This is a genomic window from Saccharopolyspora pogona (genome assembly GCF_014697215.1).
Lineage (GTDB): Bacteria > Actinomycetota > Actinomycetes > Mycobacteriales > Pseudonocardiaceae > Saccharopolyspora > Saccharopolyspora hattusasensis.
Genome location: NZ_CP031142.1, coordinates 4,035,980 through 4,050,558, shown reverse-complemented (window position 1 = coordinate 4,050,558; position 14,579 = coordinate 4,035,980). Strand labels below are relative to the sequence as shown.

Annotated in this window: 18 protein-coding genes and 2 pseudogenes; 6 read left to right on the top strand and 14 right to left on the bottom strand. The window is 66.1% G+C overall.

What is annotated here, in order from left to right; translation table 11 throughout:
* Positions 1-235 precede the first annotated feature (235 nt).
* Positions 236-1,081: a hypothetical protein gene (locus tag DL519_RS18290; RefSeq protein ID WP_190816556.1), complete on the top strand. Its 846-nt coding sequence runs from the start codon at positions 236-238 to the stop codon at positions 1,079-1,081.
* On the opposite strand, the gene DL519_RS18285 is transcribed toward DL519_RS18290, so the two are convergent.
* The 9 genes and pseudogenes from DL519_RS18285 to DL519_RS18250 all read right to left on the bottom strand — a co-directional run bounded on the left by DL519_RS18285 (position 967) and on the right by DL519_RS18250 (position 7,374).
* Positions 967-1,629 carry an aldo-keto reductase family protein gene (locus tag DL519_RS18285; RefSeq protein ID WP_190816554.1) on the bottom strand — a complete coding sequence of 221 codons (663 nt, stop codon included), beginning with the start codon at positions 1,627-1,629 and terminating at the stop codon, positions 967-969. The two genes, DL519_RS18290 and DL519_RS18285, sit on opposite strands and share 115 nt — an antisense overlap.
* Positions 1,617-1,805, bottom strand: coding sequence for a hypothetical protein (locus DL519_RS18280; RefSeq protein ID WP_223839199.1), 189 nt, complete (start codon positions 1,803-1,805; stop codon positions 1,617-1,619). Before DL519_RS18280 ends, DL519_RS18285 begins: the two co-directional genes overlap by 13 nt.
* 301 nt (positions 1,806-2,106) lie before the next feature.
* Positions 2,107-3,291: an IS630 family transposase gene (locus tag DL519_RS18275; RefSeq protein ID WP_190816550.1), complete on the bottom strand. Its 1,185-nt coding sequence runs from the start codon at positions 3,289-3,291 to the stop codon at positions 2,107-2,109.
* A 90-nt stretch (positions 3,292-3,381) separates the two neighbouring features.
* Positions 3,382-4,116, bottom strand: coding sequence for a gamma-glutamyltransferase (locus tag DL519_RS18270; RefSeq protein ID WP_190816548.1), 735 nt, complete (start codon positions 4,114-4,116; stop codon positions 3,382-3,384).
* A 378-nt stretch (positions 4,117-4,494) separates the two neighbouring features.
* Positions 4,495-4,944, bottom strand: a pseudogene (locus DL519_RS48785) (nucleoside hydrolase); the annotation flags it as partial.
* A gap of 40 nt (positions 4,945-4,984) precedes the next feature.
* Positions 4,985-5,470, bottom strand: a pseudogene (locus DL519_RS50145) (nucleoside hydrolase); the annotation flags it as partial.
* Positions 5,471-5,489: 19 nt separating this feature from the next.
* Entirely contained in the window at positions 5,490-6,266 is a 777-nt protein-coding gene (locus tag DL519_RS18260) for a carbohydrate ABC transporter permease (RefSeq protein WP_190816546.1), read from the bottom strand.
* Between the two features lie 20 nt (positions 6,267-6,286).
* Positions 6,287-6,598: a hypothetical protein gene (locus tag DL519_RS18255; RefSeq protein ID WP_190816544.1), complete on the bottom strand. Its 312-nt coding sequence runs from the start codon at positions 6,596-6,598 to the stop codon at positions 6,287-6,289.
* Positions 6,599-6,819: 221 nt separating this feature from the next.
* Positions 6,820-7,374: a helix-turn-helix domain-containing protein gene (locus DL519_RS18250; RefSeq protein ID WP_190816542.1), complete on the bottom strand. Its 555-nt coding sequence runs from the start codon at positions 7,372-7,374 to the stop codon at positions 6,820-6,822.
* A 171-nt stretch (positions 7,375-7,545) separates the two neighbouring features.
* Between DL519_RS18250 and DL519_RS18245 the strand changes: the two genes are divergently transcribed.
* From DL519_RS18245 to DL519_RS18235, 3 genes are all read left to right on the top strand, one after another.
* Complete coding sequence (locus DL519_RS18245) at positions 7,546-8,319, top strand: aldolase (protein WP_223839198.1); 774 nt, start codon at positions 7,546-7,548, stop codon at positions 8,317-8,319.
* Positions 8,320-8,359: 40 nt separating this feature from the next.
* On the top strand, positions 8,360-9,250 hold the full coding sequence (locus tag DL519_RS18240) for a dihydrodipicolinate synthase family protein (RefSeq protein WP_190816538.1): 891 nt from the start codon (positions 8,360-8,362) through the stop codon (positions 9,248-9,250).
* 356 nt (positions 9,251-9,606) lie between these two features.
* Positions 9,607-9,960, top strand: a complete 354-nt coding sequence (locus DL519_RS18235; protein WP_190816536.1) for a lyase family protein — start codon at positions 9,607-9,609, stop codon at positions 9,958-9,960.
* A 314-nt stretch (positions 9,961-10,274) separates the two neighbouring features.
* Here DL519_RS18235 and DL519_RS48780 read toward each other — a convergent pair whose 3' ends face one another.
* Entirely contained in the window at positions 10,275-10,598 is a 324-nt protein-coding gene (locus tag DL519_RS48780; protein ID WP_397545061.1) for an IS3 family transposase, read from the bottom strand.
* On the opposite strand from DL519_RS48780, the gene DL519_RS46785 reads away from it, so the two are divergent.
* On the top strand, positions 10,509-10,742 hold the full coding sequence (locus tag DL519_RS46785) for a hypothetical protein (protein WP_223839197.1): 234 nt from the start codon (positions 10,509-10,511) through the stop codon (positions 10,740-10,742). The two genes, DL519_RS48780 and DL519_RS46785, sit on opposite strands and share 90 nt — an antisense overlap.
* A 255-nt stretch (positions 10,743-10,997) precedes the next feature.
* Here the strand turns inward: DL519_RS46785 and DL519_RS18225 are convergent, their stop codons facing one another.
* Together DL519_RS18225 and DL519_RS46775 are read right to left on the bottom strand one after the other, a co-directional pair.
* Positions 10,998-11,210: a Ku family protein gene (locus tag DL519_RS18225; RefSeq protein ID WP_190816534.1), complete on the bottom strand. Its 213-nt coding sequence runs from the start codon at positions 11,208-11,210 to the stop codon at positions 10,998-11,000.
* Positions 11,211-11,659: 449 nt separating this feature from the next.
* Positions 11,660-11,986 carry a hypothetical protein gene (locus DL519_RS46775; RefSeq protein ID WP_223839196.1) on the bottom strand — a complete coding sequence of 109 codons (327 nt, stop codon included), beginning with the start codon at positions 11,984-11,986 and terminating at the stop codon, positions 11,660-11,662.
* Between the two features lie 103 nt (positions 11,987-12,089).
* On the opposite strand from DL519_RS46775, the gene DL519_RS18215 reads away from it, so the two are divergent.
* Positions 12,090-13,265: an IS630 family transposase gene (locus tag DL519_RS18215; protein WP_223839194.1), complete on the top strand. Its 1,176-nt coding sequence runs from the start codon at positions 12,090-12,092 to the stop codon at positions 13,263-13,265.
* A 31-nt stretch (positions 13,266-13,296) separates the two neighbouring features.
* Here DL519_RS18215 and DL519_RS18210 read toward each other — a convergent pair whose 3' ends face one another.
* Both DL519_RS18210 and DL519_RS48775 read right to left on the bottom strand, forming a co-directional pair.
* The gene (locus DL519_RS18210) at positions 13,297-14,166 is read right to left on the bottom strand and encodes an MmyB family transcriptional regulator (protein WP_190816532.1); all 870 of its coding nucleotides are present in this window, start codon (positions 14,164-14,166) and stop codon (positions 13,297-13,299) included.
* On the bottom strand, positions 14,111-14,431 hold the full coding sequence (locus tag DL519_RS48775) for an iron-containing alcohol dehydrogenase (RefSeq protein ID WP_190816530.1): 321 nt from the start codon (positions 14,429-14,431) through the stop codon (positions 14,111-14,113). Before DL519_RS48775 ends, DL519_RS18210 begins: the two co-directional genes overlap by 56 nt.
* Between the last annotated feature and the right edge of the window lie 148 nt (positions 14,432-14,579).

The following is a 14,579-nucleotide window of genomic DNA, read 5'->3' as shown; positions in this document are numbered from 1 at the left end:
CGCCGGGTTACCCGGCGGCCAGGTCGGGGTGCCGGTCTGGATCGGGGCGTGACCACCAGGCGCAGATGAGCGTGTTGTGGCCGAGCAGGGCTACCTTCTGGTGAAGGCCGCAGCGAACAGGAACGCAGCGATCGTGGCAGCACCGTCGTGGTCAGGGCGGTGGGTTCGTGTTGCCGCATTGGATGATCAGGCAGGCGGGCACCGCAGTCACAGTGCCGTTAGCCTCGCTAGGGTGATGAGCGGGACTGGGGTGGTGCCGCCGGACTTGCGGCGGGCGGGATGCGCGGGCGCTGTCTCCCGGGCGGAACAAGAGCTGGCTGTACGGCTCGATGCCTCCCAGGCGGTGATCAAGCGCAGGACGTGGGGCGCGCCGTCGGACCGGGGCACGTGGGTACGACTCCAGGTCTGGCCCGCTGGGCATGCCGTAGTGGACCAGGTGCCCGGGGTGGTGGCCGCGTCCGCGCTGACGCAGGTGCCCAGGCCGGCGTGGTATCGCGGGGTGCGGTGGGATGACGACGGTGGGCTGGTGTGGCGCGCTGACGAACTCGAGTTGGTGACGCAGTCGCCGGTCATCCAGGCGGGGACGTTGACGACCGATCCGAGCGTGTCCGACGACTGGTGGCACGAGCTGGCGCGTGCGCTGGCCGCGGTGGCGACCACGGCAGTGCCGCTACCGCAGCAGACAGTGACCCAACAGCGGTTTACCGAGCGGATCACGGCTGCGGTCGGTTCCGATGTGGACACCACGGTGACCGCGTGGGGTGGGCTGCACGGTGACATCGCGTTCGCGAACCTGACGGCTCCGGAGCTGTTTCTGCTGGACTGGGAGGAGTTCGGGCGTGGTCCGGTTGGGGTGGACCACGCCCGGTTGTGGGCCGACTCATTGGCGACGCCGGGTGCGGCGCAGCGATGCACGGATGAGTTCGCCCCGTACCTGCACGGCAGGCAGGGCTTGCTGTGCAGGGCCTACAGTCTGGCCCCGCTGCTGGCGTTTCCGGACAGCGAGCCGTTGCGGGCGCCGGCGGAACGCGCTGCCAAAGAGGTTTCCGCCGCGCTGCGGCGCTCCAGCAGCTGCCGGTAGGACGCCACCAACTCCGAGTTCACGGTCAGGCCGGGAGTGGGGAGCAGTTCGGCGAGGTGGGCCGGGGTGCTTGCGCCGACAGCGACCCGCTCCACCGCATCGGGCACGGCGAGCGCCAGACGCAGTGCGGCTTGCCATCGCGTGGATTCCTGCCTTGGAGCCAGGAATTGGCGTGGATCGACCTCGCCCCAGACGGCATCCTGGGTATCGCCGCCGAACGGGCTCATTCCCCACAACCTGGCCTCGCAGCGTGCGGCGAGGTTCTCGGCTGCGATGAGGACCTTTGCTGGTGCCAGCAGCCCGGAGCGGGTCATGACCAGCCCAGGCCTGGGCCAGTCGCCGCGGATCGCGGCGACTACGGACCACACCTGTTCGGGATTCCAGGTCGCAATACCCCAGCTGCGGCACCATCCGCGCTCGACCGCACTGGCCAGGATCTCCGCGGCCTGCACCAACCGGTCAGCGGCATGGTCGACCGAAAGGCCGGCCAGGCTTCGTTCGGGGTTGTGCAGCCACAACGCTGCCGGTGGTCGGCCTAGGCTCCGCACCGCGGACTCGGCGGCGGTGCGGAGCTGGTGCGGTCCAGGCTGTGGGTGTTCCTCCCGGTTGCGGTGTGGTGGTAGCCGATCTTCGTGCAGATCGCGAAACGGTCGAGGAGTTTTCCTGCAGTGGTGACGAGTTGCTGGTGGGCGGTGCCGTGCTGGTAATGCGGTGCGGTGTCCACTGTGGTCACATCGAATGCCAGTGCCGCCCGCAGTAATTCGGTCGTTAGCCGAGTGCGGTGTAGGCCGAGCACAAGGCGGGGGTGGCTTCCGTGCACAGTCCCTCGGCCCTGTCACGAATTCCGTGTAAGCCACGGACGGAGTTCACGTACACAAGAAGCACAAGAAGGCTGCCGCCGAGTCGATCCGCTTCGCACTGGCCAAGGTGAGAAGACTCCGCCTCCACAGTGTCGATCATCCGCGGTTGATGGCCTTGGAATCGGTGTTGAATGACTTATTGATCCGGGTGGCAAATGTGTGATGTTAGGCGGCGTAGCGAACTTCGGGTTTGCCGAAGTAGGAGCGAACTCGGTCGGGCAGCTTCTGGAGCCGGTGGAGGAAGGAGCGGACCGCTTGTTTTAACTCGGCGCGGGTTTTGGGGGCTGTGGAGCCTGTCGCAAAATTACGCCCATCACGGACCGTGATCGATCGATGACGGCTGAGGCGGCCACTGGTGGACGAACGGCGGCGATCGAGACTGATTTGGTACTTCGGTTCAGCCGTTTTCGCCGAAAACGCAACAGGCTCTGTGCTGGTGGAAACGGTGCGTTTGAGGTCGGCATTGAGTAGCTCGTCGGGGTTGAGTTCGGGGCTGTATCCCGGCAGGAAGTGCATCGCGATCGCCTCAGCGTGCTTGGTGATCCATTGCTGGATAGTCTTGCGGCGGTGGACGGGGTGTCCGTCAACGATCAGGTGGACCTTGCGGTCCAGATGGCGGGTCAGCCGGTCCAGGAAGGACAGGAACACCTTGCCGTTGAACGAGCCGGTGTAGACGGTGAAGTACAGCTCGCCTTTGTTCCCGATCGCGCACATCGCGTTCACGCTGAATCGTTTGCCCGTTTTGCCCACCGCCGGTGTCTGGCCCGCCGGTGCCCAGGTGCGGGCTACGGTGGCGTCGGAGCGGATCCCGGTCTGGTCCAGCCACAGGATCAGTGCGCCCTCGCGGCGGGCGCGGGCGGCGATGGCCAGGTAGTCCTCCTCCAGCCATCGGCGTACGGACTCGGGGTCCTGTTCGTAGGCCTTGCGGATCGGTTTCTGCGGCGACAATCCCCAGGAACGCAGGTAGTTGCCGACGGTGCGCAGGTTCAACACGATGCCGTGGCGCACCCGGATCAGCTCGGCCACTGTCTTGCGGGTCCACACCAGGCCGGTCAGCCCGAACGTGGCCGGGGTGTGCTCGGCCACCGCATACCGCAGCTTGCGCTGCCGGCGGGCACTCAACGCTTTCTGCTCGCCGGGCTTGCGACCCCGGCGACGCCCGGTGAGACCCTTCGAGCCACGTTTCCGCCACGCCTGCACCCATCTGGACACCGACTGCGGGGCCACCGCGAACACCCGGGCCGCCTCGACCTGACTCATCCCACCATGAACAGCAGCGACCACCCTGCGCCGCAAATCCTCCTGCGCCTCAGGCGACAACCTCCGCGCGTCCCGCACACCAGCGATCATGCCAGAACAACGAAGATCACACCTATAAGTTCCCGATCAATATGTCGTAACTACGGACACGACGAGTGCCAGCAGGGGACCCGGACTGCCTCATGACGAGGTGGCTGCCAACGTGCGGCGTCGCCAGTCAGCGACCGCGAACAGGCGCCGGTCGTCGAGCCCTGCGCAGACCACGGCTCCGAAGAGCTCGGCTCCCGCATCCGCTTCTGAGAGACGATGACCTCGTTGGGCGAGGGCATCGCGTGCTGGGTGACCCGGCGGGATCACGAGATCGCCGTCCTGGCTGCGCCAGCGCGGCTGAGCGATGGCCTCGTCGAGGCTCTTCCCGGCGCGAGCGGCCGCCAAGACCTGCAGCAGGGTCTGCACCTGGCCGTCCGCACCTGGCGTTGCCAGGGCATACCGGGATGACGGCGTTCGTACGACAGCCGGGGCGAGGGTGTGGACGGGGCGGGTGGCGGCTCGAGGGGCATTCGGGCCGGCGGTGAAGCCCGCGGCACGGTTGTTTAACCTGATCTCGGCCTCCGGGACGTAGATCGCGGACCCAAAGTCGTCGAATACTGATACCAGGGAAGACACAATCGTGCCGTTGTCGTCAGCGGTGGCGACCCCTGCGGTGTGCAGGTAAGCACGCGGGCCAGTCCTCGGCGTAGCCCGCTCGTAGTCGACGCTGAGCGAGTCAGTTGTTGCTGCCTCAAGCGGCGATCGAGGCTCGACCGGGAATAGTTGTGAAGTCCGCGGTCTCGGGCGAAGTCCCGAACGCGCGCCCCCTCCCGAACAGGACGACGTGACGTCGCGGACGGGTGAAGAGTCGACCGGAATTGACACGCGCCCGCACAGAGACGGGTGGACGCCGATGGACAGGGACCACGAACCAAGCGCGGGTACCGCCGAACTCAACGGTGACAGCGCTCAATCCCTTGCCGATGTGTCGTGAGACACTGATCGACTCCCTATCTGCGAGGGGTCGTGAACTCGCGTGCGGACAGGCTTCTGATCAGGCCGGCTGGTGGGCCAGGCCGGCGTTGACGCCAGGCCGCCCGAGACGACAGGTCCTTGGCAGAGCACGCTGAAACGGCCAGATCTTGAGCCAGTCCCGGGCGCCGGCACCGATCCTTGCAGCGATCCGTCCAGAACCGCCGGATTGCACACTCACCGATCTTGGACAGGGCCTCTCGTTTGAAAGGTGTGGGTCGTGGGATGCGGTCAGGGGCGTGAGAGCTCGTTCACGAGCAGCTCGACGAGTCTGCGATTGTCGGCGCCTGTCACGACCCGGGCCGGTGCTCGGTCGGGGACGTCGAGGCCGGTGTGCAGGGCCAGGGAGTCGGGCCGCCACTTGACGGGCCGACTGCGGGTCAAGCCACCTAACTCGACCTCGACCGCCCAGTTCTCTGTTCGCACGATTCCCTCGTCGAGAAGGACGGCGACGGCAAGGGGATCGTGGAGCCGACAGCCCGGAAGCCCGCGGACCTTCTCCACGTATCGGATCCAAGGTTCGGTCACCTGGTACAGGTAATCGGCGAGCCGCGTGCGGGCCTGCCGTAGCCGGTCGAGGTCCTCGAGGCGCAGCGCGGTCGTTCCCGTCACATCGAGTGGCACCAGGGTGATCGGCGCACCACTGGCCAGCACACAATGTGCCGCTTCGGGGTCGATCCCGAAGTTGAGCTCCTACAAGTAATCGGGGGACGTCGAAGGCGCCATCCATGATCACGATCTCGGCCACGTCCCTGGGCAGGTCCGGGTGGAGCTGCAGGGCGTGGGCGACGTTGGTCAGAGGGCCGATGGCGACGAGGGTGATCTCCCCGGGCGCCTCGGCGACCCGACGGGCGATCTCGGCGGCGGCCGTGTGCCGAGTGCCGGAATCGTAGGTCCGCGCAGCCGGTACTCCCTCCCACAGCGTGCGCGCGTCTGCTGTGGCTAGCTTGGCTTGGCGGCGTGACTCCCAGCGTTCTGGCGGTTCCAGCAACGCCGTCGCGGCACCGGTGTACACCGGAACTTCCGAGCCGGCTTCGGCGAGCAGTGTCCGGGCTGCCGAGTACCCGTTGTCGCGTGGTGTGTTGCCGGCGACGATGGTGATCGCCTCGACATCGATTTCGGGGTTGGCCAGGGCGAGGCCGATGGCGAGCGCGTCGTCGACGTCGGTCGCGGGCACTCCGTTGCCCGGGTCGCAGTCAATGATCATCCGGATTGTCATGATGCGCTCATTCCTTGCTGCCAGAGGAGGCGAGTGAGGTGGTGAACTGCCGCTGGAACACCAGCAGGAGAATCAGCGGGATGGCCGCGGTCAGGATCGCGGCCGCGAACATCTGACCGAAGTCGACGCCGACTTCCTGGGCGAAGTCGGCGATGGCGACGGGTGCGACGCGCACGCTCGGCGCGGGCGCGATGAGTAGCGGCCAGAGGAACGACTGCCACTGGAAGACGAACAGGATCAGGCCGGCCCCGACCATCGGCGCCTTCGACAGCGGCAGGTAGATCCGCCAGAACACCCCGAACCACGAGAGTCCGTCGAGGCGGGCCGCCTCGCTGAGCGAGGGCGGGATCCCGAGGAAGAACTGGCGCAGCAGGAAGATGGACAGGCCGTTGCCGACGGCAGGCAGGATAAGGCCGGCGTAGGAGTTCGCCAGTCCCCAGTCGCGGAACGCCGCGGACAGCGGGATGGCGATCGCCTCGAAGGGGACCAGGAAGCTAACGACCATCAGGGCGAAGACGGCGCCGCGACCAGGGAACTTCAGGATGGCGAGCGCGAACGCTGCCAGGGCGGCGACGAAAAGGCCGATCGTCACGCTGAAGAAGGCCACGACGACCGAGTTGAGCAGCGAGATCGCGAACGGTCCGGTGAGGACGGCAGCGAAGTTGTCCAGCGACACCGTCTCCGGGAAGAACGTCCGCCAGCTCAGCGGGGAGAGGTGCGCGAAGATCTCGTCGCCGGGGCGCAGGGAGGAGATCAGCGCCCACAGCAGCGGCGCGATCGACACGATCGCTACCGGAACGGCGATCAGCAGATTCCAACGGCCGACTCGCCGCTCGCGCTTGAGGCCAGACCACGCCGGCGACCCCGCTCCAGGCGAGTGCGCTGGATGCCCTCGGGGCCGGTCACGCCACCGGGAACCGGGTGCTCACGCACCGCACGAAGATCAAGATGATCCTGCAGCAGCATCAACTTCCGGGACCGCTCGGTCAGCAGCTCTTCCAGCTCGCCATGCGTGATGCCACAGTCAGCGGCGCCGAGCTCCGTGATGATCGACTCGAACACCGCTCGAGAGGATTCGAACGCTCCGGCGACATCGTGGTTCGCGTACCCTGCCACAGGGCTTCTTCTTTACGTTGATGGACATCAGACACCCACAACGTAGCCAGAAGGAGCCCCCTTTTCATGATCACCACCCACCGAACCCCCCGACCACAGCTCCCTTCAAAAGAGCCACACCCCTTTCAATTCGTGTAACGTCAGCCAGCTTTCTCGCCGGCTGGAATCCGGGTCCGTGCTGGTCGTTGTGACGCTGTGGAAGCGACGCGCGGACCGGGTTTCTAATCAGCGGGGTGGCGGTCGACAGTGGTGACCACCAACACGGACGCGCGTTCCGGCGCAGGGGAGATCGAGCGCAGCCGGTGTGGCCGGGTAGCGGGGAAGTAAGCGGTGTCACCGACGTCGAGCCGGTGGACCTCGTCCTCGACAGTGACCTCGACGAGACCCGACACGACGCACAGGAACTCATCGCCAGCGTGCTGCACGAGAGGGCCATCATCGCCGTCGCCGGGGTAAACCCAGAACGGATGCATGTGCTTCCCCGCTACCGGAGCAGCGATCGGATCGTAGACTGGCGACCCGGAACCCACCGGAACGGCAACCCGGCTGTCACCGCGCTCAACCGCGGCGGCACCGGTGGCCTCCTGGGGAGCGGCGAAAATCTCCGCTGCGTCCACATCCAGCGCTTCGGCGATACGCATCGCGATCGCGATCGACGGTGAGCTCTTCCCTCGCTCGACTTTCGACAGATAACTCTTCGTGACGCCTGCCGCCGCAGCGAGCTGCTCCAGCGTCAGCCCGTTACGGAGACGGTGTACCCGGATCGCCGCAGACACTTCGGCACCTCCTCACGTCCGTAGTGTGCCGAACAATATCGCAGGAGACACGCGTGTCGCAAATGACACAGGTTGCCTAGAGGACATCTGTGTCTTAACGTTGAGGGTGTCTCCCGGCCCACGGAGATCAGCGCGACCACGCTCGCGCACGATGAAGGAGGTTCCGTGACTATGACCATGCGGATGAGCAAGCAAGAACTAATGGAGTCGGCCAAGGACGCAATGCAGTCCGAGCTAGCCGTACAGGAGTGGACCGACCGCGAAAAGCTGGCACTGACCTGCCGGGCACTCTTCGACGCCGGGCACAACTCAGGTCTCGCCGGACAGATCTCGTCGCGCGGCGAAGCGTCAGGAACGTTCCTGACACAGCGGCTCGGTCTCGGGTTCGACGAGATCACTAGCGAGAACCTGCTGTTGGTCGACGAGGATCTCAACGTTCTCGACGGATCTGGGATGCCCAATCCCGCCAACAGGTTCCACAGCTGGATTTACCGGGCACGCCCTGACGTCAACTGCATCGTGCACACCCATTCGCTCCACATCGCGGCACTGTCGATGCTGGAAGTGCCACTTCAGGTGTCGCAAATGGACATTGCGCCCCTCTATGATGACTGCGCGTTCCTCCCGGACTGGCCCGGTGTCCCAGTGGGAAATGAGGAAGGGGAGATCATCTCTGCTGCCCTCGGTGACAAACGGGCGATCCTGCTGGCGCACCACGGCCAGCTTGTCGTGGGCGCGACCATCGAAGAAGCGTGCTCGCTTGCCCATCTGATCGAGCGCGCGGCCGAGTTGCAGCTGCTGGCCATGAGCGCTGGAGACATCAAACCGCTCCCATCGCGCCTGGCACGGGAAGCGCACGACTGGACTCTCACCCCGCGCAGGAACCAGGCCAATTTCCAATACTACGCACGGCGCGCGCTGCGCAACCACCCCGACGCGATCTAAGTCCCAGCCCCCACCACACCTCCTGCAGGAGTTGCATCTCATGACCATTTCCGGGATCGTCGCCTACCCGATCACGCCTTTCACCGCCGATGGTGCGATCGACCACCCCACCCTCCACCGCGTTCTCGACCGCCTCATCGATGGTGGCGCGCACGCCATCGCGCCCCTTGGGAGCACAGGCGAGTCTGCGTACCTCGACTTCGCAGAGTGGATCGAGGTCGCGGCCAGCACAATCGGGCATCTGCGGGGCAGGCTTCCCACCGTGGTCGGCGTCTCCGACGTCACCACCCATGGCACAGTGCACAGGGCACGGGTCGCCGAATCTCTCGGGGCTTCCGCAGTCATGGTGCTTCCCGTCTCCTACTGGAAACTCACCGACCTCGAAATCCAGAAACACCTGGAGGCCACGGCCGCCTCTGTGCAAATCCCGGTCATGCTCTACAACAATCCCGCGACCGCCGGAGTCGACGTTGCCCCGGAACTGCTGTGGGAACTGGTTCGCGACGTCGCCAACATCACCATGGTCAAGGAGTCCACAGGCGACATCTCCCGTATGCACCGCCTGCGGGAGCTCAGTGATGGCACTCTCCCGTTCTTCAACGGGAGCAATCCGCTCGCTCTGGAGGCGTTCACGGCAGGCGCCACCGGGTGGTGCACAGCCGCGCCATGCCTCATTCCTAACCAGATCAAGGACTTCTACCACGCGGTGACCGTGGGCGAGGAGCAGGCCGCGAGCGGAATCTTCGAGCGGATTCGGCCGCTGCTCGACCTGATCGTCACTCGGGGGCTACCTCCCGCAGTGAAGGGAGGGCTGAGCCTTACCGGGATCGACGTGGGGGCACCGCGACTCCCGTTGCAGACGCTCACGCCAGAGGAGAGCGTCGAGCTCAGTCGGCTCATCGATCGCGCCACATTCTCGGTCGACGCCTGAGCCCGTGCCCGGCCACCACGGCGTCGACTGCCATGTGCCCGGGGCGGCCTCTACGTCTTCCCTCGGCTGGACCCGGAAGTCCATTCGATCCGCGACGACGAGCAGCTCGTACTCGACTTCCTCGATGCCGAGCACATTCGGCTCGTCCACGGAAGAGCCCTCAATTGACAGGAGCCTGACCATCTGCGCATCGCGTTCCTGCCTGCCACGTCCGTGCTCACGGATGCGATCACCCGCCTCGGCCGATTCCTGACCGACCATAAGCCGACGTCCTTCTAAACAACTCAGACGACCGCATCCAGGCTTCCGTCAACCCCCAAATCCGCGCTCCACCGAATCGGCACGAAAGGCCCAGCATGACCCATGCATCCGAGACACTCGACGGAGCGCAGCTCGCGAGCACGCCCACGGGCGCCTACCACCTGGACCACGACCTCCTGGGCGACCGGGAGATCCCTGCGGGCACCTATTGGGGCGTGCACAATCTGCGCGCGGTCGAGAACTTCCCGATCACGGGCCAGCCGCTCTCGACGAATCCGCACCTCGTGCGCGGGCTCGCGGCGGTCAAGCTCGCTGCTGCCCGAGCGAATCAGGAGCTGGAGCTCCTCGATGCGGAGCGCGGCGCGGCGATCGAGAAGGCCTGCCTCGAGATCCTCGGCGGCAGGCTCGGCGTCGCCGCTTTCTGGACAACCACCTCGAACACCTCCTGAGGCGCCACCGCCGAGGCAAACTCACCTACCCGGAACTGCTCACGAAACCCACCGAGCTGTATCCGTGCGGCCTGCCCCCACAAGCCCCGTCGGACCTGATCACGGCCGCGCGAGCCGATGCCCAGCGCGCATTCGACACACGACTCCAGAAACTCGGCCAGACCGCGGGCGTAAGCATCGATCGTTCGAGGCGCCCGCCCCAGATCCGCAGCCACTCCGCCGCCCGCGCGTGCCGCCCGAGCACCGGCCACTTCTCCATGACGATCATTGACAGGCTCAACGGCACACCCCTGCACCCGCTGAAGCCCAACTCCCTAGATCCACTCAGGAGCGTGATTCCACGTAACTAATAGATGCAACCAGCCTTCCTGCGTCGACAGGTAGGTGATGTCACCGACGAGTCGTTCACCGGGAGCCTCGGCGGTGAAGTCTCGGCCGATCAGATCCGGCACCGGGGCAACGGTCTCATCCTGCCTGGTCAGTGACCGGCGCCGACGCCGAGTAATGCCGGCGATCCTGTGCTCGCGCATGATCCGCTCGACGCGTTCGTGGTTGACCCGCCGACCACGCCGGTGCAACGCGGCAACGATCCGCGGGCGGCCGTAGGTGCCACGGTGCTCGGCGTGGACCTCGGCGATCTCGGCTGCCAGCCGTTCGTCGGCGGCGGCTCGTTCCGCGCGCGCGGGTGCGGCGGCCAGCCACTCGTAGAAGCCCGGACGCCTGATACCCAGGACCCGGCACAGCCGTGCAACGCCGAAGACTGCCGCGGTGTTCGGAGATGAACCTGTAGCTGCAGGTCAACGACCCATCTCCTTGGCGAAATAGGCGGCTGCCTTGCGGAGAATCTCCTTCTCCAGCTCCAACTCGGCCACCCGTTTACGCAGTGCCCGCAGCTCGTCCTGAGGTCTTCGACGCATGGGCCGAGCAGGTGCATGGCGTTCCAACTCGCTGCCGCGTTCCGCAACCGCTACGACGACGGCGCGAAACCGTGGACTCGATAGCCCGACCTGTAGGGGTTGCAGGTCGTAGGAGCGGTCTTAGTAGATCGGGTCGATCGTGGTGGCCGGCAGGAACTGGCTGATCTCGATGGTGTGGGCGGAGGGAAGGGGACGCTCGGCGAGTTCGTCGTCCATGTCCAGGATCCGCCCGTCGGGCAACTCGATTCCCCGGCCGACCTCCTCCCACGGCTCCTGCCGGAAGCTGGTGCTCTTGGATTCGGTCGCTGCCGCCAGACCGACCGGGATCGCCACGAGCCCGAATTTTATCTGGAGGTCAGGCGAGTTTCCGCTGGTCAGTGGCCTGCAGTGGAATGAGGCACCTTTGGCACCGGTTGGGTCGTTGGGCCCAAGCCTTGGGGAGCTGCCGTGGGCTGGGGAGCGGTCGAGAAGTACGCCGAACGGCCACGGCCTTTTTCGCGCGTCTGAGCTGCGCCAGGCCTTGGTCGATGTCCCGGGTGGCGGACTGGACGAGCCCGTCGCTGAAGAACACGAGAAGGCTCTCGTCGGGCAGGTTCAGTTCATGCGTCGCGAAGGGGGATCAGCGGCGCCCAGTGGCGGATCGCAGGCGAGCCGCGGGCCGTGGACCGTGCCGTCGCGGTGGACCACGACGGGCGGGAGGTGATCGGCCGAGGAGATCGAACACCTAAGTGGTCGCCGCCGGAAGTTTTTCGGGGGTTGACGGCCTGTGGGTGTTGTTCGGGTCAGATGTCGGGTGTTGTGAGGTAGAGACCGGCTGCGCAATCGAGGGCTTCTTCCGGGCTGCCTACGGGGAGGCCGCTGGGCAGGATCTGGTCTTCGTACTTCCCGGAACTGGCCAGGTACAGCGCGAAGCCCCATTGGCTGGCCGAGCCTGTGTACCTCAGTCGTATCAGCGGCCAGACCTCGCCGTCTGTCAGTTCGCCCTCGACGTAGGCGAACTGGCCGCGGTAGCGAAACCGCAGGTCGGCCACCCGGGGCCAGTGGATTCTTGCATGAGCACGCAGCCGTTGACGCAACGAGATCTTGGTCGATTCCGGCGGGGTAGGCATGATGGTGATGCTGCCAGACCAGCAGGCCGACGCGAACCGTGATCATCGTATGGCAGGGTGCGCGAACCCTGGTTGTCGATCATGGATTGGGGTCGCCCCCGTCATGCCTGGCATGTCTGCCACCCCGGTGATTCTCACCGCAGCTCAGCGGCGTGTGTTGAAACGACGCGCCTACGGTCACAAGACACCGCATCGGGACAAGGTCCGCGCCCAGATCGTGTTGCTGGCCGGGCGTGGCTACGCCAACAACCGCATCGCCGCTCGGGTGGGCGTGCACCTGGACACGGTGCGCTGCTGGCGGGACCGGTTCGCCGCCGACGGCGTGGACGGGCTCCGGGATAAGAAGCGCAGTGGCCGGCCACCGCGCTTCACCCCCGTGCAGGTCGCCGAGCTCAAGGCTCTGGCCTGCCAGCTACCGGCCGAGACCGCAACGCCGCTGTCCCGGTGGTCGTGCCCGGAACTCGCCCGTGAAGCCGTGACCCGTGGCGTGGTCACAGCGATCTCCCCCTCGACCGTACGTCGCTGGCTGGCCGCTGACGCGCTCAAACCCTGGCAGTATCGGTCCTGGATCTCCGTGCGCGACCCGCACTTCGCCACTCGGGCCGCCCGGGTGCTGGACCTCTACACCGGCATATGGGACGGCGAACCGTTGACCGGCAACGAGTTCGTGATCTCTTCTGACGAGAAGACCTCGATCCAGGCCCGCTGCCGCTGCCATCCCACGCTCCCGCCGGGCAAGGCCCGAATGATGCGCGTCGAGCACGAGTACACCCGGGGCGGAGCGCTTGCCTACCTGGCCGCCTACGACGTGCACCACGCCCGGGTGTTCGGCCGTTGCGAGCCCGCCACCGGCATCGTCCCGTTCATGGCGCTAGTCGAGCAGGTCATGACCACCCAGCCCTACGCCTCGGCCAAGCGGGTGTTCTGGGTCGTGGACAACGGCTCCTCCCACCGCGGCCAAGCCGCGATCGACCGATTGGCCAAACGATTCCCCAACGCGGTCATGGTGCACACCCCGACTCACGCCTCCTGGCTGAACCAGATCGAGGTCTTCTTCTCGATCGTGCAACGCAAAGTCGTGTCTCCCAACGACTTCACCGACCTAGCCGAAGTTGAGCAACGCCTGCTGTCTTTCCAGAACCGCTACAACGCCACCGCCACGCCGTTCCGCTGGAAGTTCACCACCAACGACCTGCATGACCTGCTCGCCCGCATCGACACCCACGACACCCACGACACCGCCGACCACACACCCGATACCACCCCGAAGGCCGCATGATCAAGACCCGAAGCACTTACGGGCGAGACCACTAAGGGTGACGGGGGCGAATACGGCGTACTTGGTCGTTGATGGTCTGCGGCTGCTTCTGCGTATCGGCCCAGGTCGCCAGCAGTGTGAGACCGTCAGCGCTGGGCGTACCGGGATCTGCGGTGTAGGTGGTGATGGAGACGTGCGGGTCGCCGGGCAGTGTGAAGTCGTCGTACGCGAGGTCCATCCTGCCGACGGCCGGGTGGTTGATGACCTTGCGTCCGCGTGAGTGGCGGTGCACGTTGTGCTTGGCCCAGCGGGCGCTGAAATCGGTGCTGCGCGTGGAGAGTTCGCCGATGAGTTCGGTCACCTGCTTGTCCAGCGGGTCGCGCCCGGCGGTCGCGCGGAGTACCGCGACCAGGAGGTTCTTCGTCTGGTCGATGTCGGCGTAGAAATCCTCGGCACGCGGGTCGAGGAACACGTACCTGGCGAAGTTCGGTGGCTGCTTGGCCATGGTGAACAGGTCGGCGTACAGGGCGCGACCCAGGTCGTTTGCCGCGAGGAGGTCGAGGCGGCCGTTCTGCACGACGGCGGGCACGCTCATGGAGTCGAGGACTTGCTGCGCTGACGCGGTGATGGGCGAGGTGCGCTTGGGGTGCCTGCGAGGTGAGCCGGGTGCGACGTTGCGTGCCAGGTCGTACAGGTGGGCGCCCTCGGCCAGATAGACGTGGGTCTCGAGGTCGGCCGGATCAGCCGCCACCCGACGCAGGCCAGTCGCCAGCAGCCGGACCCCGCCCACCGCGAGGAGATCGGTCAGCGGACTATGGCCGGCCGCGAACACGCCACCCGTGCAGTGGGCGAGCTCGTTGACCGCGCTAGCCCGGGTGATGTCCAGGGGCAGGTCGACCGACAGTTCCGGATCCCGCAGCACCGTGCATGGCAGCACACCCGTAGATCGGGGTCATCTCCGACCCTGCATGGGTGGTCGGCACGGCGAGGATCGGCAGTCCGGTGTCCAGGGCAACGACCTTCGCCAAGCCGACGGCCAAAACACCGCCGATGCTGAGCAGGCTGTCCGCCGCCACTTCCCGGATCAGCGCGACCGCGTCGTGGGCCGAGGCGACCGGCACGTGCCGGTGCACGTCCCGCACGTGTCCGGCGATCCGGTTGGCGAGGTGGACCGCCCTGTCGGACAACAACGTTCGCAGGAAGTGTCCGGTTGTCAGACGTCGCGATCAGTGCCACCTGGCCCGTAGCCCAGCTTTTCGCTGACCCCACAGCGATGCGGCGTTCTCCCACCAAACCATGACCCGAGCCTGGATTGCGCCGAGGTGTCGTAGGGTC

Bases quoted from the DNA above. Each gene is read 5' to 3' on its own strand.
- DL519_RS18290 (WP_190816556.1), top strand. From the start codon at position 236: ATGAGCGGGACTGGGGTGGTGCCGCCGGACTTGCGGCGGGCGGGATGC.
- DL519_RS18275 (WP_190816550.1), bottom strand. From the start codon at position 3,291: ATGATCGCTGGTGTGCGGGACGCGCGGAGGTTGTCGCCTGAGGCGCAG.
- DL519_RS18245 (WP_223839198.1), top strand. From the start codon at position 7,546: ATGACCATGCGGATGAGCAAGCAAGAACTAATGGAGTCGGCCAAGGAC.
- DL519_RS18240 (WP_190816538.1), top strand. From the start codon at position 8,360: ATGACCATTTCCGGGATCGTCGCCTACCCGATCACGCCTTTCACCGCC.
- DL519_RS18235 (WP_190816536.1), top strand. From the start codon at position 9,607: ATGACCCATGCATCCGAGACACTCGACGGAGCGCAGCTCGCGAGCACG.
- DL519_RS46775 (WP_223839196.1), bottom strand. From the start codon at position 11,986: ATGCCTACCCCGCCGGAATCGACCAAGATCTCGTTGCGTCAACGGCTG.
- DL519_RS18215 (WP_223839194.1), top strand. From the start codon at position 12,090: ATGCCTGGCATGTCTGCCACCCCGGTGATTCTCACCGCAGCTCAGCGG.